The following is a 22839-nucleotide window of genomic DNA, read 5'->3' as shown; positions in this document are numbered from 1 at the left end:
CTGCATGCCTGGCGTATGCTCATCGTATACTGCGTCGTCAGATAGCTGGCGAGCTCACACTTTATCGCTGGTTTTAAAGCTTTTTTTCGATGACGTCTTTCAGCGCCCGGCATTCAAGACTCAGATCGGCAAACATCTGTTTGAGACGACGATTTTCATCTTCCAGAACTTTGATCTTTTTACTATCAGATGCTTCCATCCCCCCGTACTTCGCTTTCCAGTTGTAACAGGAGGCTTCGGAAATCCCGGCCTCACGACAGACCTCTTTCACGGTACGTCCAGCTTCGACAGACTTCAGGACAGCAATAATGTGGTGTTTGGTGAATCGTGCTTTACGCATAGCGATCTCCTTCATTAGCAGAGTAAGTATGCCGGAAGATCTCTAAATGTGAATGGGCCGTTTTAGCGGGATACTTACAAACGGGCGAAACGCAGTTCACTGGAACGGATAAACACATGAAGAGATAGCATGATTGCCAACTGAGTGAACTCCCGTCCCTGCCTGTAGTCGTCAATGCGTTTCAGCAGTTAGGGGCAGGGCAGGATAGTGACGTTTGATGGGCGGAACGGTGACGCCTTTCAGGTCAGCAGTCGGGTTGTGTTCAATCAACCCCTGATGTAAGGCGTGCCGCATAATGCTGCTTATGTATTGTCGGGGACGAGAAGCTATTTCCAGCAAACCTTTATTCTCAATGCCTTTCAGCAGATTGATGAAGTGCTGAACTTTCAGTTCTGTTACCGGCAGACGACCAATTATCGGGAAAATGTGGTTGTTCATGCGGCCAGGCACGCGATTGGCGTGATCTTCCGACCAGGTTTTATTGCTTTTATGCCAGTTAAGAGCTACGGCTTTGAAGGCTTTTTCCGGTGACCGGGCTGCCTTTTCAGTGAGACGCTGTTGTGCCGGGTTTATCTTCTGTGCAGGTAGCTTACGGATGTCGTCACGCTGTTGCCGGGCGTCGGCCAGAGAGACATCAGGATAAGCACCTAAACCGAGGCGAGATTCTTTACCGTTAATACGGTACTTGAGATACCAGTGACGTGAGCCGCCCGGTTTGACAAGAAGATACAGACCGTGAGAATCGGAGACTTTAAAGGCTTTATCAGAAGGTTTGAGAGTGCGGATTTTCGCATCGGTAAGGGACATATGGGGGTCACTCCATTATCGAACTAACCTGACCCCAGATTTGACCACCAATTTTTCCCGATGCGGAGGATTAAATCAAAATACACCGGGAAGAATTTTCACGCTAACCTCTTGAATCAATATAAGATAAAGATTCGTAAGGAGGCATGAAAACAGGAAATTGGCTCCTCTGACTGGACTCGAACCAGTGACATACGGATTAACAGTCCGCCGTTCTACCGACTGAACTACAGAGGAATTGTTTCAACGGGGCGCATATTAACGATGGCCCAGGGGAATGTCAAAGCCCGATTTCATCTTTGTGGTGCGTTTGCTGGCAAAATCAACGATCTGCTCTCTTTCTCATCCGTTAGCCCCTTCCTGCCTTCAGGATAGCGGGCAATCTCTTGCGCCAGATCTCAATTTAAATTAATTACCGCGCCGATGTTAGAGGTATGTCAAAATTTTGTCGTTTGATTATTTTAAAACGCGCGTTCCAGTGTTTTGATGGCGAAAATTTCAAATATTCAATTTGTGAAATAAATAAACTTATCTTGCTATTAATACCGCGGGTTCACTCGTCAGGTATCCACAGATTTGGTTTAACCTTCTAATTCAACAGAAGATGAGGTGTGAATGGTTTAAAGAAAACGTGCTGTTTTTCCAGATAGTTTTGGCTGTGGAATTAACTAATGCCGTTGGTGAAGTTGTGTGAATGTAAAAGATATTTTTCATTCGACGTCCGACCCGCCTGCGCATACTAACGATAAAAGGGCTGAGTTATGAACGTGAAAAAAACGATTTTAGCGTCGCTGTTAGTGTGTATGTTACCGGTCGCGGGCTTTGCCAAAGACCTGCAGATTGGGGTCTCGATGGCGTTATTTGATGACAACTTCCTGACCATCGTGCGCACCGAGATGCAGAAAGAGTTGCAGAAGGATAACGTTAAGACGCAAATCGAAGATGCCAAAGGCGATGTTTCCCAGCAGCTCCAGCAGGTGCAGAACTTTATCGGCCAGGGTGTAGACGCCATCATCGTTAATCCGGTCGACACCAATGCCGTTAAGCCGATTATGGACCAGGCCAGCAAAGCGGGCGTTCCGCTGATTTTCGTTAACCGCCGTCCCTCCGCAGCGCTAACCGGAAAGATGGCCTATGTCGGCTCTGACTCCGAGCTTGCAGGCCGTCTGCAAATGGAGGCACTGGCTAAGGATATGAATTTCAAAGGCAACGTCGCCATTCTGATGGGTGACCTGGCGAATGAATCCACCCGTGAACGCACCAAAGGCGTTAAAGCCGTGATAGCGAAGTATCCCGGCCTGAAGGTGGTGCAGGCGCAGACGGCGAAATTTATGCGCAACGATGCGGTGGATGTGGTCAGCAACTGGCTAACCGCCGGAGACGATATCCAGGCTATCGCCTCTAACAACGATGAAATGGCGATTGGCGCGCTTCAGGCGCTCGGTAAAAACGCTAACCATATCCTTATCGCCGGCGTTGACGGCACTCCCGATGCGCTACAGATGATCAAAAATGGAAAAATGGTGGCGACCGTCTTCCAGGATGCCAAAGGTCAGGGCGAGGGCGCGGTAAAAACGGCTATCAGCCTCGCAAACGGCGAGCAGGTGCAGAAGGTGGTCGACATTCCCTACCAGCTGATCACCAAAGACAATATGGCCAAATTTATCAGCCTCAATCAGAAATAACCCTGCTGTCCGGAGGCGAAAAATGTCCGCATATGCGCTTGAGGCCGAAGGCATCAGCAAGTTTTTCCCCGGCGTGAGGGCGTTAGATAATGTCTCTCTGCGCGTTAAACCGGGCAGCGTCCATGCACTGATGGGCGAAAATGGCGCGGGGAAATCCACCTTAATGAAATGCCTGATCGGGATATATCGTCCCGATAACGGGGTTATCCGCGTCAAAGGGGAGCCGGTGCAGTTCAACGATACGCTCGACGCGCTGCGTTCGGGTATTTCGATGATCCATCAGGAGCTAAACCTGGTGCCGCATATGACGGTGGCAGAAAACATCTGGCTGGGCCGTGAACCGATGAAGTATGGCTTCGTCAATCATCGCCAGCTCAATAAGCTGACCCGCGATCTGTTGAGCAAGCTGAATATCCGCCTGACGCCGGAAAAGATGGTGGGTGATTTGAGTATTGCCTCACAGCAGATGGTGGAGATTGCCAGGGCCGTTTCATGGAATGCCGACGTGGTGATTATGGACGAACCTACTTCGGCCTTAACCGAAACGGAGGTGTCGCACCTGTTCACCATCATTCGCAACCTTCGGGCACAGGGTAAGGCCATCATCTATATCAGCCATAAAATGGATGAGATTTTTTCTATTACCGATGAGGTCAGCGTCTTTCGCGATGGCGCCTGGGTGGGCAGCGATACGACCGCCAGCTACAGCCGCCAGTCGCTGATTACGCAGATGGTAGGAAGAGAACTTACCCAGCTCTTTCCAAAATTCAATAACGACATCGGTCAGGATGTGCTGACGGTGCGCAATCTGCAACGTAAAGGCGTGTTTCAGGAGGTAAGCTTTAGCGTCCGACGCGGTGAGATCCTCGGCGTTGCCGGGCTGGTGGGGGCAGGGCGCAGCGAGGTGATGGAGAGTCTGTTCGGCATGACGCACATTGACGGCGGCGAAATTCTGATTGATGGCGTACCCGTCACCATTGACTCCCCCTCAACCGCGATTGACAAAGGCCTGGCGTTTCTGACTGAAGATCGCAAAAAATCCGGGCTGTTTTTGGTGCTGTCGGTCATGGAGAACATGAGCATCGTTAATATGCCGGAGTACAGCAGTCGGGGAGGCTTTGTCAGCCATATGCAGATGGCGAAGGACTGTATGGAGCAGATTCGGCGTCTGAATATCAAAACGCCGACGATGGATCAGATCATCAATAACCTCAGCGGAGGCAACCAGCAGAAGGTGCTGATTGCGCGCTGGCTGCTGGCCCAGCCAAAGGTACTGATCCTTGACGAGCCTACGCGCGGCATTGACGTGGGGGCCAAGGCGGAAATTTACCGGCTGATCAGCGAACTGGCCAATCGCGGCGTGGCGATTGTGATGGTGTCCTCGGAGCTACCTGAAATTCTGGGTATGAGTGACCGGGTGATGGTGATGCACGCCGGCCGGATCACCGGCATCCTCAGTAAAGAAGACGCCGATCAGGAAACCATTCTGTCGCTGGCATCCGAATAAGGGTTCAAATTATGAGTGACGTAAAAATGACAACTCCCCGGCTTACTCTGCCCGCGCTGCTCGCTAAGTACACCTCCCGGCTGCCGAAGGATACGGGCATCTTTATCGTGATGGTGGGGATTGCGCTGATCTTTGAGGGATTCGGCTGGTACGTGCGCGATCAGTCGTTCCTTCTGAATCCAAACCGCCTGGTGCTGATAATTTTACAGGTAGCGATTATCGGGATTATTGCTGTGGGGGTCACGCAGGTGATCATCACTACCGGGATTGATCTCTCTTCCGGTTCGGTGATTGCGCTGACGGCGGTGGTGGCGGCCAGTCTGGCACAAACCTCCGACAGCCTGTCGCCGGTGTATCCTTCGCTGGTGAATTTACCTGCCGTGGTGCCCATCGTTGCGGGGGTGGCGGTCGGGCTGCTTTGCGGGGCGGTGAACGGTTTTTTGATCACCAAAACCGGCATTCCCCCCTTTATCGCCACCCTGGGGATGATGGTGTCCGCGCGCGGTCTGGCGCAGTATTACACCCAGGGGAATCCAATCAGCTTTCTGTCCGATGGTTTTACTTCGATCGGGCAGGGCGGCATGCCGGTGATTATTTTTCTGGTGGTGGCGTTTGTTTTCCATATTGCGCTGAAGTACACGCGCTACGGAAAATATGTGTATGCGATTGGCGGCAATATGATTTCGGCAAAGGTGTCGGGGATTAACGTTAATAAGTATCTGGTGATCGTTTATACCTTCGCGGGTGGGCTGTCCGGGCTGGCGGGGGTAGTATTGGCGGCCCGCGTGAGTAGCGGTCAGTCGAGCATGGGGGTTTCCTACGAGCTGGATGCCATTGCCGCCGCGGTGATCGGCGGCAGCAGTCTGATGGGCGGGGTGGGGCGCATTACCGGGACGCTGATAGGTGCGGTGATATTGGGGCTGATTAAGAGCGGCTTTACCTTTGTTGGCGTCGATGCCTATGTGCAGGACATTATCAAAGGGATCATTATTGTGAGTGCCGTTTCGATTGATATGTACCGTAATCGTAAGAAGCGCTGAGGGGGATGCCTGGTGCGGTAAAGGCTGGTGATGTCGCCAGGGGTTGGTGCGCGGTGCGGCAGGGGCTAGTGATGTCACCAACGGACGGCACCCGGCTAGCTAAAAGGTCTGGTGCCGTCGCCAACGGGTGGTGCCCGGTGTCTGGCGGTCCTCACGCCGCGCTTCGCACGGTTCCTTCGCTCCGCTCGTCGACTTTCCGGACCGGGCATGACGTGACATCCCTGTCCCGGCATGTCCTTGTGCCAGCCTCCCTGCTGGCCCATCCGGGTCTTCCTCTCTCCACTCAGCGCTGCGGATTGTCTGTCACCGGTCACCACCCGTCGGCTTACTGCATTGTGCTGGCTGCGGGTAAGGGCGGTGTAGGAGATCCCCGGAAACTCTTCGCCAGATATGAATGTGTACAGGAAATAAGCAATGACTAAAATAGTTAGGATATGAAGAAAATCAGAAGACTGAGAGTGCACAGTTTATTGTGACTGTTTTTTTCGTGGTGCAGATAAATGACCTGAATAGCGGCACCAAAAATTAAATCGAAAAGTGAGCTGAATCCTGCGCGAGAACAAATCTTAACGGAAACAGGCTCGGAAACCTGCTGACAGATAACGGTTTTACCGGAGCAGCTCAGCAGTCCGCGGACAGATAAATGGTTTTACTCAAAGCGGCCCGGCGCCCGCAGGGATTATTCACCCCCACAGCAGATATCGCAGCCCATACAACCCACCAGAAAATAAAGGGCAGCCAACCGATAACGGCCACAATGCCCCCATTCCGTGACGCAAGCCACATTGGAAACGGTTACATGCACACTGAAACAGCATTTCCCGCACCATTGCAGTGCGTCTGTACGCACCGCTGCTACTGGCACTCTATGAATAAAATTGATTAACCCTAAAGGGGTAATCAGATTCTCTTATTTAACCGCCCCTTAGCTGACGCCCTTCACAGGGGACAAAGACTAAGAACATTCTGGCATGACGCTTGCAACACCCCCTTGCACCAGAGTGAAAACTTATATTTCTCGCCAGTGACTCTGGCATTCGGGGATCCGTGACGGAGGCAACATGAACTTAAGACGACTCAAATACTTCGTAAAAATCGTCGATATCGGCAGCCTGACCCAGGCGGCTGAAGTCCTGCACATTGCGCAGCCCGCGCTCAGTCAGCAGGTCGCCACGCTGGAGGGCGAACTGGACCAGCAGCTGCTCATCCGCACCAAGCGCGGCGTGACGCCCACGGAAGCCGGGAAAATCCTTTACTCCCACGCCTGCACCATCCTGCGCCAGTGCGAACAGGCTCAGGCGGCGGTGATCAATGCCGGGCAGATGCTCACCGGGCAGGTCTCGATTGGCCTGGCACCGGGAACGGCAGCCTCATCGCTGACCATGCCTCTGCTACAAAGCGTGCGCGAGCAATTCCCCGAGGTGCTGGTCTATCTGCATGAAAACAGCGGGGCTTCACTAAACGAAAAAGTGATGAATGGCCAGCTTGACATGGCGGTACTCTACGACCGTGCGCCAACGGCCGGGATAACCAGCATGCCGCTGATGAAAGAAGAACTCTATCTGGTGGGGGCGACAGCCTGTCCGGGTCAAAATATCGATCTTGCCGATGTGGCCATGATGAATCTGTTCCTGCCGCGAGACTACAGCGCTATTCGTAAGCGCGTAGATGAAGCCTTCACCCTGCGCCGCCTTAGCGCACGGATAATCGGCGAAATCGAATCCATTGCCACGCTTAGCTCTGCCGTCTCCAGTGGAATGGGGGGCACCGTACTGCCGGAGTCCGCCGCACGCGCGCTGGTCAGCTCAACCAATGCGTGGATGTCGCGCATCACCAGCCCAACCCTCAATCTGGCGCTGTCGCTGAACGTCTCTGCCCGTCGTCCTCTCTCGCCATCGGCCCAGGCGGTGAAAAATATTCTGCTATCGCTGCTTAATAAACCGATGATTGAAGAACGCGAACTGATGCTGGTGAGCTAATTTCCCGTTCAGACGCGCGGCTCGGCGCCTGACGTCAGTGATACGTCCGCACGAGGACTACTTCTCAACCAGCGCAAGGGAAAATCCGTCCCACCCCTTAGCGCCGACCGTCTGCACCGCCGTGGCCGTCAGACGGTCGTCCTGCGCCTGCAGCTGTAAAAAGTGACGTAGCCCCTGCAAATGTTCATCGTTTGCGGCCGGGTCGGCAATTCTGCCGCTGCGCACCACGTTGTCACCGATAATCACCGTCCCCTTACGCGACAGCTTTATCGCCCACTCAAGATAGTGCGGATTGTTCTTTTTATCGGCATCAATAAAAATCAGATCGAAAGGCGCGATCGCGGCAAGTGCAGGCAGACTATCCAGCGCGGCACCGATGCGAATCTCCACCCGATCCGCCAGCCCGGCCCGGAGGATATTTTGTCTGGCGATCTCTGCATGGCGCGGCTCGTACTCGAGCGTCACCACCAGGCCGTCGGCGGGCAGGGCGCGCGCCAGCCACAGGGTGCTGTAGCCACCTAGCGTACCAATTTCCAGAATCCGCCTGGCGCCGATCATCCGGGCAAAAATATGCAGCATCTTCCCCAGGTTTGGCGGCACATCAATGGCGGGTAACCCCGCCGCTTTATTGTTTTCCAGCGCGGCCAGCAGCGCCTCATCCTGTTCAACCAGAGTATCTACAAAAAAGTTATCTACATCGGTCCAGCTAATCTGGCTCATCGCTACGTCCTCTTTGCGGGCAGGTGAAGAAAAGTCTGCCGGAGCATACCAGTCGCCGATTAAGGTGACCGCGAGACGCTGCACAAAAGCATATTTTCCCGCCACGAAACCCTTTTTAGCCCTGCCGGATAAACAGGTCGGAGGGAAGTGTAAAAAACCGCAAGGCCCGGGTTGATTACCCTATTTGATGTTTCGAGCTTGACGCTGTTCTATTGTCCGACTACGCAATTACATAAAGCTTCCTTCTGACTTAATGGAAATTTAAGCGGGAATATAAAAGCAGTCACCTCTGGACCTGAATAAAATAAACACGCCTGACGAGCGTACGCTGCATAAATCTCTTAGGTCCAGGAGAGAATATGATCTATCCAGTGGAATAAAAAGAAGTTATTGGCAGCGCTAAGTCAGATGCGTAACGGGGGACGAGGTTTTTAACTCCCTGTTCGCCTCGTTAACTCGCCAGGAGAGATCCCATTCAGGCCAGTAATAATAAGGTTTTTTTTAGGATTAAATTTTTCTCCTTGCTCGCAAATGTAAAGGAATTGTCAGTTTTTCTTCATTTTTCTTCTTGAAGTTTTCCTGTCCCGGTGCATAATGTGCGCATAAAAGCACGTGATACACATTTGTTTACATTTTTTCACAGCCGGGAAGTGTCATGCAGGGAAACAAAATCAGCCGCCTGTCTGCACGGGGTGTCGCCATCCTGATTGCAGCGATCTCCAGCGCCGTCAGCGCCGCGCCGGGCGACGAACAGATTCAGCATCAGCAGGAACAGCAAAAAGCGCGTAATGAGGCCCTGATGCCGCAGGCGCCAGACGTGCGCTTGTCTGAACCGGTACCTGCTCCCTCGCATCTGGCCTTTCCCGACGAAAAGCCCTGCTTCGTTATTCATCAGGTCACCCTTGAAGGGCGGGACGCGCTGCCGCACTGGGTTCCCTTACCACGGCTGGCAAACCAGGCGGTTGGCCACTGTCTGGGCGTTCAGGGCATTAACCTGCTGATGAGTACGCTGCAAAACCGGCTGATTAACCACGGCTGGGTCACCACGCGGGTGCTCGCCCCCCAGCAGGATCTGCGTCAGGGCGAACTGAAGCTGCTGATCGTGCCTGGCAGGGTGCGCAGGGTGATGCTCACGCCTGACTCCTCCTCCCGGGTCAGCCTCTACCCGACCATGCCAGCACATGCGGGCGCACTGCTGGATCTGCGTGATATCGAACAGGGGCTGGAGAATATGCAGCGCCTGCCCGGCGTTCAGGCGCGGATGGCGCTACGTCCGGGCGATAAACCGGGCGAAAGCGACATTGTCATTGAGCGTACCCAGCCGCGTTTCTGGCGCGTCGGCGCGTGGCTGGATGATTCCGGTACCGAAAGCACCGGCCGCTATCAGAGCGGGGTGATGCTGGCGCTGGATAACCCCACTTCGTTAAGCGACCTGTTCTATCTCACCGCCAGCCGCGACCTGGGATTTGCGGGCCGCAAAAGCAGCAAAAGCGTTGCCGGGCACTACTCGGTGCCGATTGGCTACTGGCAGCTGGGGCTTACCGCCAACGACTACGATTATCACCAGACGGTGGCCGGATACAGCCGGGATTTCCTCTATGCCGGGAAAAGCCGCTCGCTGGACGTTCAGGCCAGCCGGGTGCTGCACCGCAATGCCACCTCTAAAACTACCGCCACTTATGATGTGCTGGTGAAAGAGTCGCGCAACTTTGTGAACGATACGGAGATAACCAGCCAGCAGCGCCGCACCAGCGCCTGGCGGCTGGGGCTGGCGCACCGGCACTATATCGGTCCGGCCACCCTGGATGCGGGCGTGAGCTATCAGCGGGGCACGCGCTGGTTTGGCGCACTTCCGGCGTGGGAAGAGTCTTATCAGGACGCCACCTATGCAACATCGCTGTCGAAAATCCTCAGCTGGAATGCGGCACTGACCGCTCCCTTTGCCCTCGGTAAACAGAATTTCAGCTTCAGCACCCAGTATCGCCGCCAGATGAGTAACACCCCGCTGACGCCGCAGGATGAGTTTGCTATTGGCAACCGCTGGACGGTGCGCGGTTTTGACGGCGAACGCACCCTCAGCGCCAGCCGGGGCTGGACGGTGCAAAACACGCTGGCCTGGCGCACGCCGATCCCCGCGCAGGAGCTCTACCTGGGGGCTGACTATGGCGAAGTGGGAGGCAACAGCACCACGCAGGGCGGCCTGCGTGGAAACCACCTCGCGGGGGCCGTGACCGGCCTGCGCGGCAGCATCGTGCCTGCCAGCGTCAGCTACGACCTCTTTGCCGGGATCCCCCTCTCTAAGCCCGATGGGTTCAAAACCGATCCGGTTACCTTTGGCTTTAGCCTGAACTGGAATTACTGACCAACCCCGCATCCCGACCTGTTTTGCTAACGATGGACCGAGCGCATTATGAACAAACTTTGCTATCGCATTATTTTTAATAAAGTTCGCGGCATGCTAATGGTGGTGCCCGATATTGCCCGCAGCGGCTACAGCCGCGTTGCCCGTCGCCGCCAGCGCGCTGCGCGGTCAGAGGTGCGGGTGCGAATCAGCCCGGTTTGCTATGCGCTGTGGCTGGCGGCTGGCATGGTCAGCCTGCCTGCGCAGGCGGACATTGTCGCGGACGGCTCCGCACCCGGCAGTCGTCAGCCAACGGTAATGTCAACGGCCAACGGACTGCCGCAGATCAATATCCAGACGCCCGATGCTAACGGCGTCTCACGCAACCAGTACAGCCAGCTTGATGTGGATGCGCGGGGGGCGATCCTCAACAACAGCCATCAAAATACCCAGACCCAGCTGGGGGGGATGGTGGCGGCTAACCCCTGGCTTGCTAAGCATGAAGCCAGCGTTATTCTCAACGAGGTTAACAGCCGCAATCCCAGCCAGCTGAACGGCTTTATCGAGGTGGCCGGCAACCGCGCGGAGGTGATTATCGCCAACCCCTCCGGCATCACCTGCAACGGCTGCGGCTTTATTAACGCCAGCCGCAATACTCTCACGACCGGCCAGGCCATTATGGAAAACGGCCAGCTGAAGGGGTTTGATGTCACCGGTGGCCGGATCAATATCGAAGGCAAAGGCCTGAACGGCAGCGATGCCGATTACACCCAGATTATCGCCCGGTCGGTAACGGTTAACGCCAGGCTGCATGCCAGCGAGCTGAAGGTGGTTACCGGGCGCAACAAAGTCGCTACCGACGGCAGCGTCACTGCCGTCAATCCCGGTGATGACGCCACGCGTCCCGCTTTTGCGCTGGACGTGGCGGCCCTGGGCGGGATGTACGCCAATAAAATCACTCTGACCGGCACCGAAAAAGGCGTGGGCGTGCGCAATGCGGGTGAGCTGGGCGCGGGGGCGGGCGAACTGCGCCTGACCGTGGATGGCCAGCTGGAAAACAGCGGCACGATCCAGAGCCAGGATGCCCTGCAAATTGCCAGCCAGGGCGATCAGAATAACAGCGGAAAACTGCTCTCTAAGCAGAACCTGACGCTCTCCGCCGGCGGCACCCTGAGCAACAGCGGCGTCGTCAGCGCCGGGGGTAACGCCACCCTGACCGGCAACCGCATCGACAGCTCCGCCGCCGGAACGCTGGCGGCGGGCGTGGACGACAGCGGCACGCTGACCCAGCCCGGCGAGCTGGTGCTGACCAGCCAGGGCGAGCTTAAAGCGCAGGGCAAAAATCTGGCGCGCGATCGTATCGCAGCCAGCGGAAGCCGGGTCGATCTGGCCGGAAGCCAGACCTCGGCGGAGCGGGTCGCGCTGACCTCCACGCAGGGCGATATCACTACTGCAGGCGCAACGGTCACCGGCACGGCGCTTAGCGCGCAGGCGGCCACACAGCTTACTAACGAGGGCGGACAGATCTCGGCGGGTCGCCTGAATATCGCGGCGAAAAGCATCAGTAACAACGGCGGCCTGCTGCGCCAGCAAAATGGCGAGGCGCTAACCCTTACTACCGGTACGCTGAGCAATAATCAGGGAACGATTGTCAACCAGGGCGACACCTACCTGCAGGCTGACAGCATCGAAAACAGCAGCGGGCTGATTGCCGGAAACGGCCACGACCTCAGCCTGAATACCCAGCGGCTGGATAACCAGCAGGGTACCGTCCAGCTGGCTGGAGACGGCGCGCTGACGCTCAATGCAGACCAGCTTAACGGCAGCCAGGGAACCCTGATGTCGGCCGGCGGGCTGAGCCTGACCGGTAAGCAGCTCGATCTCTCCGGGGGGCGTACCCAGGCGCAGGCGCTGAGCCTGACGGCGGACAGCCTCAATCACCAGCAGGGGCTGCTTTCGCAGCGGGGGACGGGCGAAATGGCGCTCTCCGTCTCCGGCGGGGTGAACAACCAGGATGGCCGTATGGAAAGCGGCGGCAATCTGCGACTGACCGCCGGCAGCCTGGATAACCAGCGCGGTACGCTGCTGGCGGCGGGCGCAGGCGACCTGCTGCTGAACAGTGATAATGCCCTGAACAACAGCCAGGGATCGCTGCTGGCGGGACAAAACCTGCGTCTCTCCGCCGCCCGACTGGAAAACCAGCAGGGACTTATCTCGGCCACTGGCGGTGACGCCCGTCTGGATACCCGACAGGTCATTGACAACGGCCAGGGCCGGATTGAGGCCGCGGCCCAACTCACCGCCCACAGTCAGGGGCTGGATAACAGCGCCGGTACTCTGCTGGGCAGGCAGATCGCCGTCGACACCCAGGATGGCCCCTTCTCCAACGCCAGCGGAAATCTGGTGGCCCAGCAAGACCTTACCCTCTCTGGCGGCGCGGTAGATAACCGCGCGGGCCGCATTCAGTCCGGTAAAGATCTACAGATAGATACCCACGGTCAGTTGCTCAGCAACACCGGGAGCGGCAAGGCTGGGATCCTCAGCGGCGGCAGGCTGACGATCGACGCAGGCGATATGGATAACCACAGCGGGATCCTTGCCGCCGCAGATGCCGTCCAGCTCAACAGCGGCGCACTCAATAACGCCGGTGGCACGCTGGTTTCGGATCGCGGGCTGACGCTCACCACCAATGACGTCGATAACCAGCGCGGCCTGCTGCAGTCAGGCGAGGCGCTGACGCTCGACACCCGGGGTGGCTCTCTCACTAACAGCGATGGCACGATGGTTGCTGGTGGCGCGCTATCGCTCCTTACCGGAGCGGTGGATAACCAGCGCGGCCTGCTCCAGGCGGGTGACAGGCTGTCGCTCGACACCCAGGGTGCCGCGCTGCGTAACAGCGACAGCGGTGAAAACGGCGGTATTGTCTCGCGGGGCGATATTCAGCTGGCGACCGGGGAAATCGCCGGCGGGCAGGGCGCAATCCTCGGGCAGAACGTTGCTATTGATACCCATCAGCAGGCTTTCGATCAGCAAAACGGCCTGCTGAGCGCGCGCGGTACGCTGCGGCTGGACAGCGGCGCGCTGAATAATCGCGCCGGGCGCATTCAGTCGGGCGAGAGTCTGCACCTGGACACCCATGGCAACGCCCTGAACAACCAGCAGAGCGGCACCAAAGGTGGCGTGGTGAGCGGCGGTGAACTCACTCTCAACGCTGGCGACCTGGATAACAGCAGCGGCCTGCTGGCGGCTGCGGGCGATATGCAGCTCAGCGGCGGCACGTTGACCAACACCGACGGCGTCCTGTCATCGGATAAGGCGCTGAACCTGGCGACCGGTGCGGTAAATAATCAACGCGGCCTGCTCCAGGCGGGCAGTGCGCTGTCGCTGGATACCCAGGGCGCGCGGCTCAGTAATACCGACAGCGGCGACACAGCAGGCATTATCGCCGGCGGTGACCTGCAGCTCTCCACCGGGCAGATTGACGGCGGCAAGGGCGCGATTATTGGGCAGAACGTGACTATTGATACGCATCAGCAGGCCTTTGACCATCAGCAGGGGCTGCTCGGCGCACGGGGTACATTGCAGCTGGACAGCGGCGCGCTGAACAACCGTGCCGGACGGATCCAGTCCGCTGAGGATCTGCAGCTCGACACCCACGGCAACAGCCTGATCAACCGGGAGAGCGGCGTGACGGGGGGCGTGACGGGGGGCGGGGCGCTGACGCTGCGTACCGGCGACATAGATAATCAGGACGGCGTACTGACCGCCAGAGGCGACACGCAAATCACTGGCGGTAAGCTGGACAACCGCGGCGGCACGCTGGCCAGCGGCAGTGGACAGCTCGGCCTTACGGCAGGCGAGGTGCAGAATCAGGGCGGCCTGCTCCAGGCGGCAGGGGATATGACGCTGGATACCCAGGGGGGCGCGCTGATCAACACCGACAGCGGCGATCGTCGCGGTATTGTCGCGATGAAAAACCTCACCCTGCGCAGCGCCGGGCTGAATAACCAGAGCGGATTTATCGCTGCTCAGGGCGCGGCGACGCTGACGGCGGATGCACTCAACAACGCCCGGGGGCAGGTGGCAGGCAACGCAGGCCTGACGCTCAATGGCAAAGCGATCAATAACAGCGACGGCAGGCTGCAATCGGCAGGCGATATTATTATCGACACCGCCGGGCAGACGCTGACCAATCAGCGCGGCACCATTGCCGGTTCGGTCAATACACGCATCAACAGCGGTCTGCTGGACAACCAGCAGGGACATATTCAGGGTGGCCAGGACCTGATGCTGAACACCGGGCAAAATGCGTTCCTCAACCAGGGGGGCAGCCTGATTTCGGCGGGCACCCTGACGCTTACCGCAGACCAGCTAAACAATCAGTCCGGTCAGCTACAGAGCGTCGGCAATGGCTGGATCACCCTTGCCAGGCAGCTTGATAATACCGGCGGGCTGATACGCGGCGGCCAGGGGCTGGATATCACCACGCCGCAGCTGATCAACCGGGAAACCCGGCAGGATGGCAAAGGCATTGAGGCGACAAACCTGACCCTGCAAGCCGACACGCTGGACAATACTCACGGCGCGCTGCGGGCAAGCAGCAGGCTGGCGCTCACCGTGCGGCAGGCGCTGCAAAACGTCAGCGGGCTTATCTCATCGACGGATCTCCTGCAGGTACAGGATGCCGCCCAGGGCCAGACGCTGGCGATAAACAACCTCCAGGGCGTAATGATCAGCGGCAGGGAGGGGCAAATCAACGCCGCCTCGCTGAGCGGCGACGGGCAGGTGCTGTCGCAGGGTGACCTTGGCATCATGCTGGCGAAGGACTTCCACAACCTTGCGGAGGTCAAAGCTAACGGGTCGCTGCGGCTGACCACGCCGGGTACTGTCACCAACGACGGCATTATCACCGGGCAGCAGGCACTCTGGCTGACCGCGCAGAACGTCAATAATCAGGCCACGGGCGAAATCAGCGCGCAGAGCACCCATATTACCGCGGGCGATACCCTTAACAATACCGGCCTGATTGACGGCGGGCTGACGCATCTGGTCGCCGGGGTACTTAACAATACCGGCACCGGACGCATCTACGGCGACCATATCGCCATTGCGGCGGCGGTGCTGAATAACCTGAGCGAGAATGGCAAAGCGGCGGTGATTGCCGCTCGCGACCAGCTCGACATCGCCGCTGACACGGTCAATAACCGCGATCACGCCCTGATCTACAGCGCCGGGGAGATGCGCTTTGGCGGCCAGCTGGACGAAAACGACCAGGCCACAGGGCAGGGCCGTCAGCTTAATAACCACGGGGCGACCATCGAGGCCGGCGGCAATGCGACCATCGCGATGGCGGAGGTGAACAACACCAACCGCCAGCTTACTACCGAGACGGTGATGACGGAAAACGCCCAGCACCATGAGGCGGTTCTGAAGGGTAAGACCACCCGCTACGACTGGGATAAGGTCAACACCAGCCATAAAAACAAATATGGCGTGCATAGCGCCACCATGCCGGACGGCACCAGCGGCAGCGAATTCTACGAATACAACTACAAGCGCGTGGTCAACGAAACCCAGATCAAAGAGAGCGATCCGGGCAAAATCCTCTCCGGCGGCAACATGACCTTTACCGCCAACCGGCTGGCAAACCAGGACAGCCAGATTGTGGCGGGCGCGACGCTGGGCGGTCAGATCGGCGAACTGGATAACCAGGCGACCAAAGGCGTGCGGGTTACCACCGATGACGGCAAGGTCGTACGCTGGTATTCAAAGAAAAAGAAAAAGAAATTCGGAGGCACCAAGACCTCGCAGGGCAAAAGCAGCAGCAACTATCGCCCGGCGGCGGTCACCGAGACCATCGATCTGAAAACCCTTGCCTGGCAGGCTAATGCGGCCCCGCAGGGGAGCGGCTATCAGACCGGCAGTCGACAGCAGCAGACGGTCACGACCCAGGCCAGCGCGGTCGGCGCGGCGGGTGGGCAGCAGGCAAACCAGGCGGTGACGCTGGCGTCCCATGACGTAGCGGACGCGGCGCTTTCCGGCGACGCGCTGCGCTACAGCGGCACCATCACCCTGGAAAATCTGGGCAGCATCAAGGATCATCCGCTGGTTCTGCCGCCCGGGCAGCAGTTCTCACTGACGCTTCCCGCCACGGTGGTCAACGGGCAGAACATCACGCCGGTGATCCGCGCGGTTTCGCCGGACACCCGACTGCCCGACAACAGCCTGTTCGCCCTGCAGCCCGCCAGCGACAGCCGCTATCTGGTAGAGACCGATCCGCGCTTCACCAACCAGAAGCAGTGGTTAAGCAGCGACTATATGCAGACGGCCCTGCCGTCTTCCAGCGGCCAGACGCTTAAACGGCTGGGCGATGGCTACTACGAACAGCGCGTGGTGCGCGATCAGATTATTCAGATGACCGGTAATCGCTATATCAGCGGCTACAACAATGATGAAGAGCAGTACCGTGCGCTGATGAATAACGGCGTGGCCTTTGGACAGCAGTATCAGCTGGAACTGGGCGTGGCGTTGACGCCTGCCCAGATGGCGCTGCTGACCAGCGACATTGTCTGGCTGGTTAACCAGACGTTGACGCTGCCGGACGGCACGCAGCAGACGGTGCTGGTGCCGCAGGTTTATGCGAAGGTTAAAGAGGGCGATCTGACCGGTGACGGCGCGCTGATGGGCGGCAATAACGTGGCGCTCAGCGCACAGAACGACATTACTAACAGCGGCACCATTCAGGGGCGCGAGGTGACGCAGCTGACGGCGCAGACGCTGACCAACAGCGGCTATATCAACGGCAACCAGGTCGCGCTGACCGCCCGTCACGACATCAACAACCTCGGCGGCCAGATTACCGGTGGTGATAGCGTATCGCTGCTGGCCGGGCGCGATATCACCAGCCAGGCGACGCTGCGCAGCGACGGTACCGATCGCTGGGTGGATCGTGCCGCCGGGATCTATGTGCAGAACCCGGACGGTGCGCTGACGCTCAGTGCGGTGAACAATATCACGCTGAGCGGGAGCGACATCGGTAATGCCGGGAAAAACGGTATTACGCAGCTACAGGCGGGGAACGATCTGACCCTGGGCACCGTTGCCACCCGGCACAGTGAAAATGATAGCTGGGGACGCGACAACTATCGCCACCTCTCTCAGCAGACCGACGTCGGCACCCGTATAACGACCGCAGGCGACCTGCAGCTTAGCGCCGGGCGGGATATCCGCGCCAGCGCGGCGGACGTGGCCGCGGGTGGCGCGCTCATCGCCAGCGCCGGGCGCGATATTGCGCTTAGCACTGGCAGCAGCAGTAGCGATCTGACTGAACACAGTAAGCAGAGCAGCAAAGGGTTTATGTCGGGCAGCAGCGTGGAAACCCACGATGAGGCGCACGACCAGCAGGCGCTCAGCACCACGCTGAGCGGCGACAGCGTGCAGCTACAGGCCGGACGTGATATCGCCATTAGCGGCAGTAACGTCGCGGGTACGCAGGACGTTAACCTCTCGGCGGGTCGCGATCTTACCGTCACCACCGCCGCTGAGGCGCATGATGAAACGCATCTCGTCGATGAGAGAAAAACCGGCCTGATGGGCACCGGCGGCATCGGCCTCACTTACGGCCAGGCGCAGCAGAAGACGACCACCGATACCACCGGCTCGCTCAGTAAAGGCAGCACGGTGGGCAGCAGTGACGGCAGCGTGACCCTGACCGCCAAAAACCAGGTGCAGCTGCACGGCAGCGATGTTATCGCCGGGAAAGATCTGACGATCACCGGCAGCGATGTCTCGATCACTGCGGCGGAAAACAGCCACACCGCGCTGACTAAAACCGAACAGAAGCAGAGCGGCTTTACACTGGCGCTCTCCGGCGCGGCCGGTTCGGCAGTCAACACGGCGGTGCAAACCGCGCATCAGGCCCAGGATACCGACGACAGCCGCCTGCAGGCCCTGCAGGCGACCAAAGCGGCCCTGAGTGGCGTTCAGGCGGCACAGGCCGTGGCGCTGGATGCCGCAAAAGGCGCGGGCGACAATAAAAATAATGACACCGTGGGGATCAGTCTTACCTATGGCAGTCAGTCCTCGCGCAGCGAAACCCTGACGCAGAGCACCCAGGCGCAGGGCAGCACCCTGAACGCCGGGAATAATCTGCAAATCACCGCGACCGGCCAGGCCGCGGGCAGTCAGGGGGATATCGCGGTCACCGGCAGCCAGCTGAAAGCCGGGCAGAATCTGGGCCTGGATGCGAAGCGCGATATCACCCTGCTGTCAGCCCAGAACACCGAACATACCGACGGGAAAAATGAAAGCCACGGCAGCAGCGCGGGCGTCGGGCTGGGTATAGGCTCCGGCGGCGCCAGCGTCAGCGTCTCAGTCAGCATCAACCAGGGGCGGGGCAGTGAGAAGGGCAACGGCCTGACCCACACCAACACCACGCTGGATGCGGGGCAGGCCGTTACGCTCAACAGCGGCCGCGACACCACGCTGAAAGGGGCGCAGGTCAGCGGCGAGAAAGTGACGGCGGACGTCGGGCGCAACCTGACGCTGCAGAGCGAGCAGGACAGCGACCGCTATGACAGCAAACAGCAGAGCGTCAGCGCCGGTGGGCAGGTGGGCATCGGGCTGGGCTCAATGGGCGCGGGCCTGAACGGCTCGGCCAACGTCAACCTGAGCCGTGACAAACTGCACAGCAACTACGACAGTGTGACGGATCAGACCGGTCTGTTTGCCGGTCAGGGCGGCTTCGACGTGACGGTGGGCAACCATACGCAGCTGGACGGGGCGGTTATTGGGTCGACGGCTGCGGCAGATAAAAATAAACTTGATACCGGCACGCTGGGCTGGAGCGATATCGAAAACAGGGCGGACTTTAAAGCCGAACACCAGAGCGTGGGTATTAGCACCGGCGGCGGCGTTGCCGGGATGCTGGCGGGAAATATGGCGAGTGCGCTGCTGACCGGCGCAAACAACAGCGGCCACGATTCCAGCACCACAAAAGCTGCGGTTTCGGACGGCACGGTAGCGATCCGCGATCGGCAGAACCAGCAGCAGGACGTGGCAAACCTCAGCCGTGATGCGGAGAATGCCAATCCGGGCCTGAAGCAAATCTTCGATAAAGAGAAAGAGCAGAAGCGGCTACAGCAGGCACAGCTGATAGGGGAGATAGGGAGTCAGGTCGGGGATATCGCGCGGACGCAGGGTGAGATAGCCGGTGAGAAAGCGAAGAAAGATCCGTCTGCCCTCCAGTCTGCGAGAGAAAAGCTGGCCAGCGAGGGTAAGCTGCATCCCAGCGCCGATGAAACAGCCAAACAGGCTTATACAACGGCAATGGCTCAATTCGGCACGGGAAGCAGCCTGCAACAGGGTATTCAGGCCGCCACGGCGGCGGTGCAGGGCCTGGCGGGCGGTAACCTGAATGCGGCGCTAGCGGGCGCAGCAGCACCTTATCTGGCAGAAGTTATCCATAAAGAAACGATGACAAAGGGCCCTGACGGCAAGGACGTAATAAACGTCGAGGCGAATCTGATCGCGCACGCGGTACTGGGCGCGGTGGTGGCACAGGCGCAGGGTAACTCAGCGCTGGCGGGCGCGGCAGGTGCAGCGGCGGGAGAATATATTGCTCAGCAGCTTTACCCGGGCGTCCCACATGATAAACTAACCGAAGAAGAGAAGCAGAAGATAAGCGCACTGGGCACGCTGGCCGCAGCACTGGCTGGCGGCGTAGCCGGAGACAGCACATCGGCCGCGGTGGCTGGCGGGCAGGCAGGGAAGAATGCGGTTGAGAATAATTATCTGAGCACCACACAGAAGGCTCAGAAGGATAAGGAAATCGCCGCCTGTCAGACCGTGGCCTGTAAAGCACAGACGCAGGCGAAATGGACGGCCATCGACCTGGGTCAGGATGGCAGTTTTGCGGCAGGCATGGTGGCCGGGGTTCCGGCAGGACTGTATGATGCAGTGGACAGCATCGTGAAAACGGCCAGCAGCCCGGTTGAAACATATGAAGCGCTGAAAGCCCTGTTTAACAGCGGTGACGTGCTGGGTAACGTGTCAGAGGCGGTGAAGCAGGACTATATTAATCGCATTGACCGGATGGAGTCGGAGTACCAGAAAGCCGGAGCCAGCGGGTCGTTTAACGCCGGTGTTGAGGGCGGTAAGCTGGTTACCGATATCGCCAGTCTGGTCGCCGGGGGTGCCGGAATAGCCAAAGGCGGCGCGCTACTGACAGAGAAAGTGGTTGCGAAAGTTGCGGGTAAGGCTGAATCAGCGGTTGTGAGTGCAGGAAAAGCAACCAGCGGAGCTGAAAATGCAGCACTCTATCCGAAGCTGAAAGACGATCTGGTACAACAGAATCTGAACAATATAGCGAAGCAGGATCCGAGGCTGGATGCGGTTGTTAAAGGTGATAATGGAAAACTGAATTATGGCGTTGGTTCTGGCACTAAAACAGAAGCTGATCGATTAGGTAAAATCTGGGTTGGTGATGGGGCAATACCTACAACTGATGGAAAAGGGTTGGTTAGTGCTGATGGTTTAAGGGTATATCGTTACCCTGATGCAAAACCGAATGCTCCAATAAATTTAAACCCAACGGGTACGCAAGCCAACTTTGAAACATACAAAATAAATCCAGCCACCGGAGAGCGGGTGCGCGTTGGTAATGGCCATATGAGTATTAATAAATGAAAGCAGAATTAAAAACATTGGGAAATGATTTGTGCGATCTGGATGTATATTTTCCAGAAGAAATTGATAATTTTGTTATGTCATTAACTCTGACAATAGGCCCTACGAATGAAGCAGGAAGCAATTATTTTTATATAAGAGTCTGTACCCCCGAATGGCTCTGCAAGCACCACTGGTTGCCGGAACTGATGCGCCACACGCTTCTGGTACGCAAATATGATCTGGATGAAATAACCAAAACCATCACCGATTATATCGATCAATGCGAAGGCAGCGACTGGATGGAAATAGCGCAAAAGCTCTCCCGCGTCTTTGCCTGGGAATATGAAGACTACCAGTCTTAAATGTGCATGATCCCGGCCAAACAGAGCCGGGATCTTTTTATCTACCGATCACTCGTCCGCCAGCCGGATAATCAGCTGCCCCACCTCCGGGATCACCTCTATCTTCTGTCCGGTACTGAACCCAAAATCTGCCATCCAGTGGCCCTTCAGCGTGATCGACGGCGATGGCTGAAACTTCCTCGAATCGCGGATATAACCGACGGTATAACGCCGGGCTTTGGTTGAAACCTGTTCTGCCTTATGATGTTGCGCAGCCATAATTAACTACCTCGCATAGTTGGTTGTGGTCAGCGGGCTGTCGGTGTTCCACCACCTTCAGCCCGCGCTAAAAAACCTTCTTCAGTCGTCCGTTCCTGCCTGCTGTACCGCCTGAGCAATCACGGCGTCCAGCATCTCCGATACCATCTTCTGGCGGGCCTTCGGCAGATGACTGATAACCGCAATCTGCTGTTCCAGCCGTGAGGCCGGGCCGCGCTTGCGTGGCGCGCTCTCCGCCTCTTCTCCCAGTAAACCTTCCAGGGAAACCGAAAGTAACTTCGCCACAGCAGGAAGTGCGGATATCTGTATCCGCCGTCTGCCAGCTTCCCAGGACTGCACCGCCTGTTGCGAAACATCAAGCGCCTGCGCCATCTGTGCCTGTGTCATGCCGGAAGCCTTACGGAGACCTGTCATACGCTTACCCAGCGCGGCCATAAATATCTGTTCTTCTGTGGAAACGGGAGCGGCCATTGTCTTTTTTACCGGTGTTGTTCGTGACTGAATGACCATAATCTACCCCCTGTTTTACATCTTACTGTTGTTTATACTACCCACTGTGGTATTGTGGTGTCGAGTTATTTTTACCGAAACCCTATTGACAGGTTTTTGCAGGAGCAGCGGAATGAAAGGCAGAATGACCCCGGAAGAGCTGGAGCAGCTGAAACGCGATGTGTCACTGGCTGAGGTGGCGCAGTCGCAGGGCCGCAAGCTGTCTAAGCAGGGTAAAGACCTCGTGACGCTGTGCCCGTTCCACCGCGAGAAAACCCCGTCCTGCGTGATCAGTCCGGCCAAAAACCTGTATCACTGCTTCGGCTGCAATGCTGCCGGTTCGGTGCTGGACTGGCTGCTGCATACTGAACGGCTGACCTTCCCACAGGGCCTGTTACGGCTGCGGGAGCTGGCCGGAACCACGTATGTACGGCCCGCGTCACCATCCCCTTCTCCAGCCGCCGCCGTTCCCGCCCCTTCTTCGTCGCCTGCCCGTCAGACCCTCACCGACCTGGATGATGACGGCCAGGCGCTGCTTAACCAGGTGGTGAACTTCTATCACCAGAACCTGCTGAACAGCCCGGATGCACTGGCCTGGCTGGAGAAACGCGGCCTGAATCATCCCTGTCTCTTATACACATCT

General features: G+C 57.8%; 10 protein-coding genes, 1 tRNA gene and 4 pseudogenes. 9 read left to right on the top strand and 6 right to left on the bottom strand.

What is annotated here, in order from left to right; genetic code table 11:
- The 3 genes and pseudogenes from ACLRGG_RS17300 to ACLRGG_RS17290 form a co-directional block, all read right to left on the bottom strand.
- A pseudogene (locus ACLRGG_RS17300) lies at window positions 1-340 on the bottom strand (transposase); the annotation flags it as partial.
- Between the two features lie 80 nt (window positions 341-420).
- A pseudogene (locus ACLRGG_RS17295) lies at window positions 421-1147 on the bottom strand (tyrosine-type recombinase/integrase); the annotation flags it as partial.
- Window positions 1148-1308: 161 nt separating this feature from the next.
- A tRNA-Asn gene (locus tag ACLRGG_RS17290) sits at window positions 1309-1384 on the bottom strand.
- A 524-nt stretch (window positions 1385-1908) separates the two neighbouring features.
- On the opposite strand from ACLRGG_RS17290, the gene ACLRGG_RS17285 reads away from it, so the two are divergent.
- From ACLRGG_RS17285 to nac, 4 genes are all read left to right on the top strand, one after another.
- Window positions 1909-2832, top strand: a complete 924-nt coding sequence (locus ACLRGG_RS17285) for a sugar ABC transporter substrate-binding protein (protein WP_416250934.1) — start codon at window positions 1909-1911, stop codon at window positions 2830-2832.
- A 22-nt stretch (window positions 2833-2854) separates the two neighbouring features.
- The gene (locus ACLRGG_RS17280) at window positions 2855-4339 is read left to right on the top strand and encodes a sugar ABC transporter ATP-binding protein (RefSeq protein WP_416250933.1); all 1485 of its coding nucleotides are present in this window, start codon (window positions 2855-2857) and stop codon (window positions 4337-4339) included.
- Between the two features lie 11 nt (window positions 4340-4350).
- Entirely contained in the window at window positions 4351-5379 is a 1029-nt protein-coding gene (locus tag ACLRGG_RS17275; RefSeq protein ID WP_416250932.1) for an ABC transporter permease, read from the top strand.
- A gap of 1061 nt (window positions 5380-6440) precedes the next feature.
- Complete coding sequence (gene nac, locus ACLRGG_RS17270) at window positions 6441-7358, top strand: nitrogen assimilation transcriptional regulator NAC (RefSeq protein ID WP_416250931.1); 918 nt, start codon at window positions 6441-6443, stop codon at window positions 7356-7358.
- A 57-nt stretch (window positions 7359-7415) separates the two neighbouring features.
- On the opposite strand, the gene ACLRGG_RS17265 is transcribed toward nac, so the two are convergent.
- Complete coding sequence (locus ACLRGG_RS17265; RefSeq protein ID WP_416250935.1) at window positions 7416-8078, bottom strand: O-methyltransferase; 663 nt, start codon at window positions 8076-8078, stop codon at window positions 7416-7418.
- A gap of 655 nt (window positions 8079-8733) precedes the next feature.
- On the opposite strand from ACLRGG_RS17265, the gene ACLRGG_RS17260 reads away from it, so the two are divergent.
- The 4 genes and pseudogenes from ACLRGG_RS17260 (at window position 8734) to ACLRGG_RS17250 (ending at window position 21449) form a co-directional block, all read left to right on the top strand.
- Window positions 8734-10440 (top strand): ShlB/FhaC/HecB family hemolysin secretion/activation protein, encoded by a 1707-nt coding sequence (locus tag ACLRGG_RS17260; protein ID WP_416250930.1) that lies wholly within the window; start codon window positions 8734-8736, stop codon window positions 10438-10440.
- 48 nt (window positions 10441-10488) lie between these two features.
- Window positions 10489-16122: pseudogene (locus ACLRGG_RS21475) on the top strand (two-partner secretion domain-containing protein); the annotation flags it as partial.
- A 717-nt stretch (window positions 16123-16839) separates the two neighbouring features.
- Window positions 16840-21105, top strand: a pseudogene (locus tag ACLRGG_RS21470) (hemagglutinin repeat-containing protein); the annotation flags it as partial.
- Window positions 21102-21449, top strand: coding sequence for an immunity 8 family protein (locus ACLRGG_RS17250; RefSeq protein ID WP_416250928.1), 348 nt, complete (start codon window positions 21102-21104; stop codon window positions 21447-21449). The pseudogene ACLRGG_RS21470 and the gene ACLRGG_RS17250, both read left to right, overlap by 4 nt.
- Before the next feature lie 48 nt (window positions 21450-21497).
- Here ACLRGG_RS17250 and ACLRGG_RS17245 read toward each other — a convergent pair whose 3' ends face one another.
- Both ACLRGG_RS17245 and ACLRGG_RS17240 read right to left on the bottom strand, forming a co-directional pair.
- Window positions 21498-21707, bottom strand: coding sequence for a SymE family type I addiction module toxin (locus ACLRGG_RS17245; RefSeq protein ID WP_416250927.1), 210 nt, complete (start codon window positions 21705-21707; stop codon window positions 21498-21500).
- A gap of 81 nt (window positions 21708-21788) precedes the next feature.
- Window positions 21789-22217 carry a helix-turn-helix domain-containing protein gene (locus ACLRGG_RS17240; protein ID WP_416250926.1) on the bottom strand — a complete coding sequence of 143 codons (429 nt, stop codon included), beginning with the start codon at window positions 22215-22217 and terminating at the stop codon, window positions 21789-21791.
- A gap of 112 nt (window positions 22218-22329) precedes the next feature.
- On the opposite strand from ACLRGG_RS17240, the gene ACLRGG_RS17235 reads away from it, so the two are divergent.
- A partial coding sequence (locus ACLRGG_RS17235; protein ID WP_416250925.1) for a CHC2 zinc finger domain-containing protein occupies window positions 22330-22839 on the top strand: 510 nt, incomplete at its 3' end.

The organism is Erwinia sp. PPS120 (assembly GCF_047918655.1).
In the GTDB taxonomy this organism is placed as follows: Bacteria; Pseudomonadota; Gammaproteobacteria; order Enterobacterales; family Enterobacteriaceae; genus Erwinia; species Erwinia tasmaniensis_A.
The sequence above is the reverse complement of the archived record's forward strand: the minus strand, read 5'-3'. Positions and strand labels throughout refer to the sequence as shown.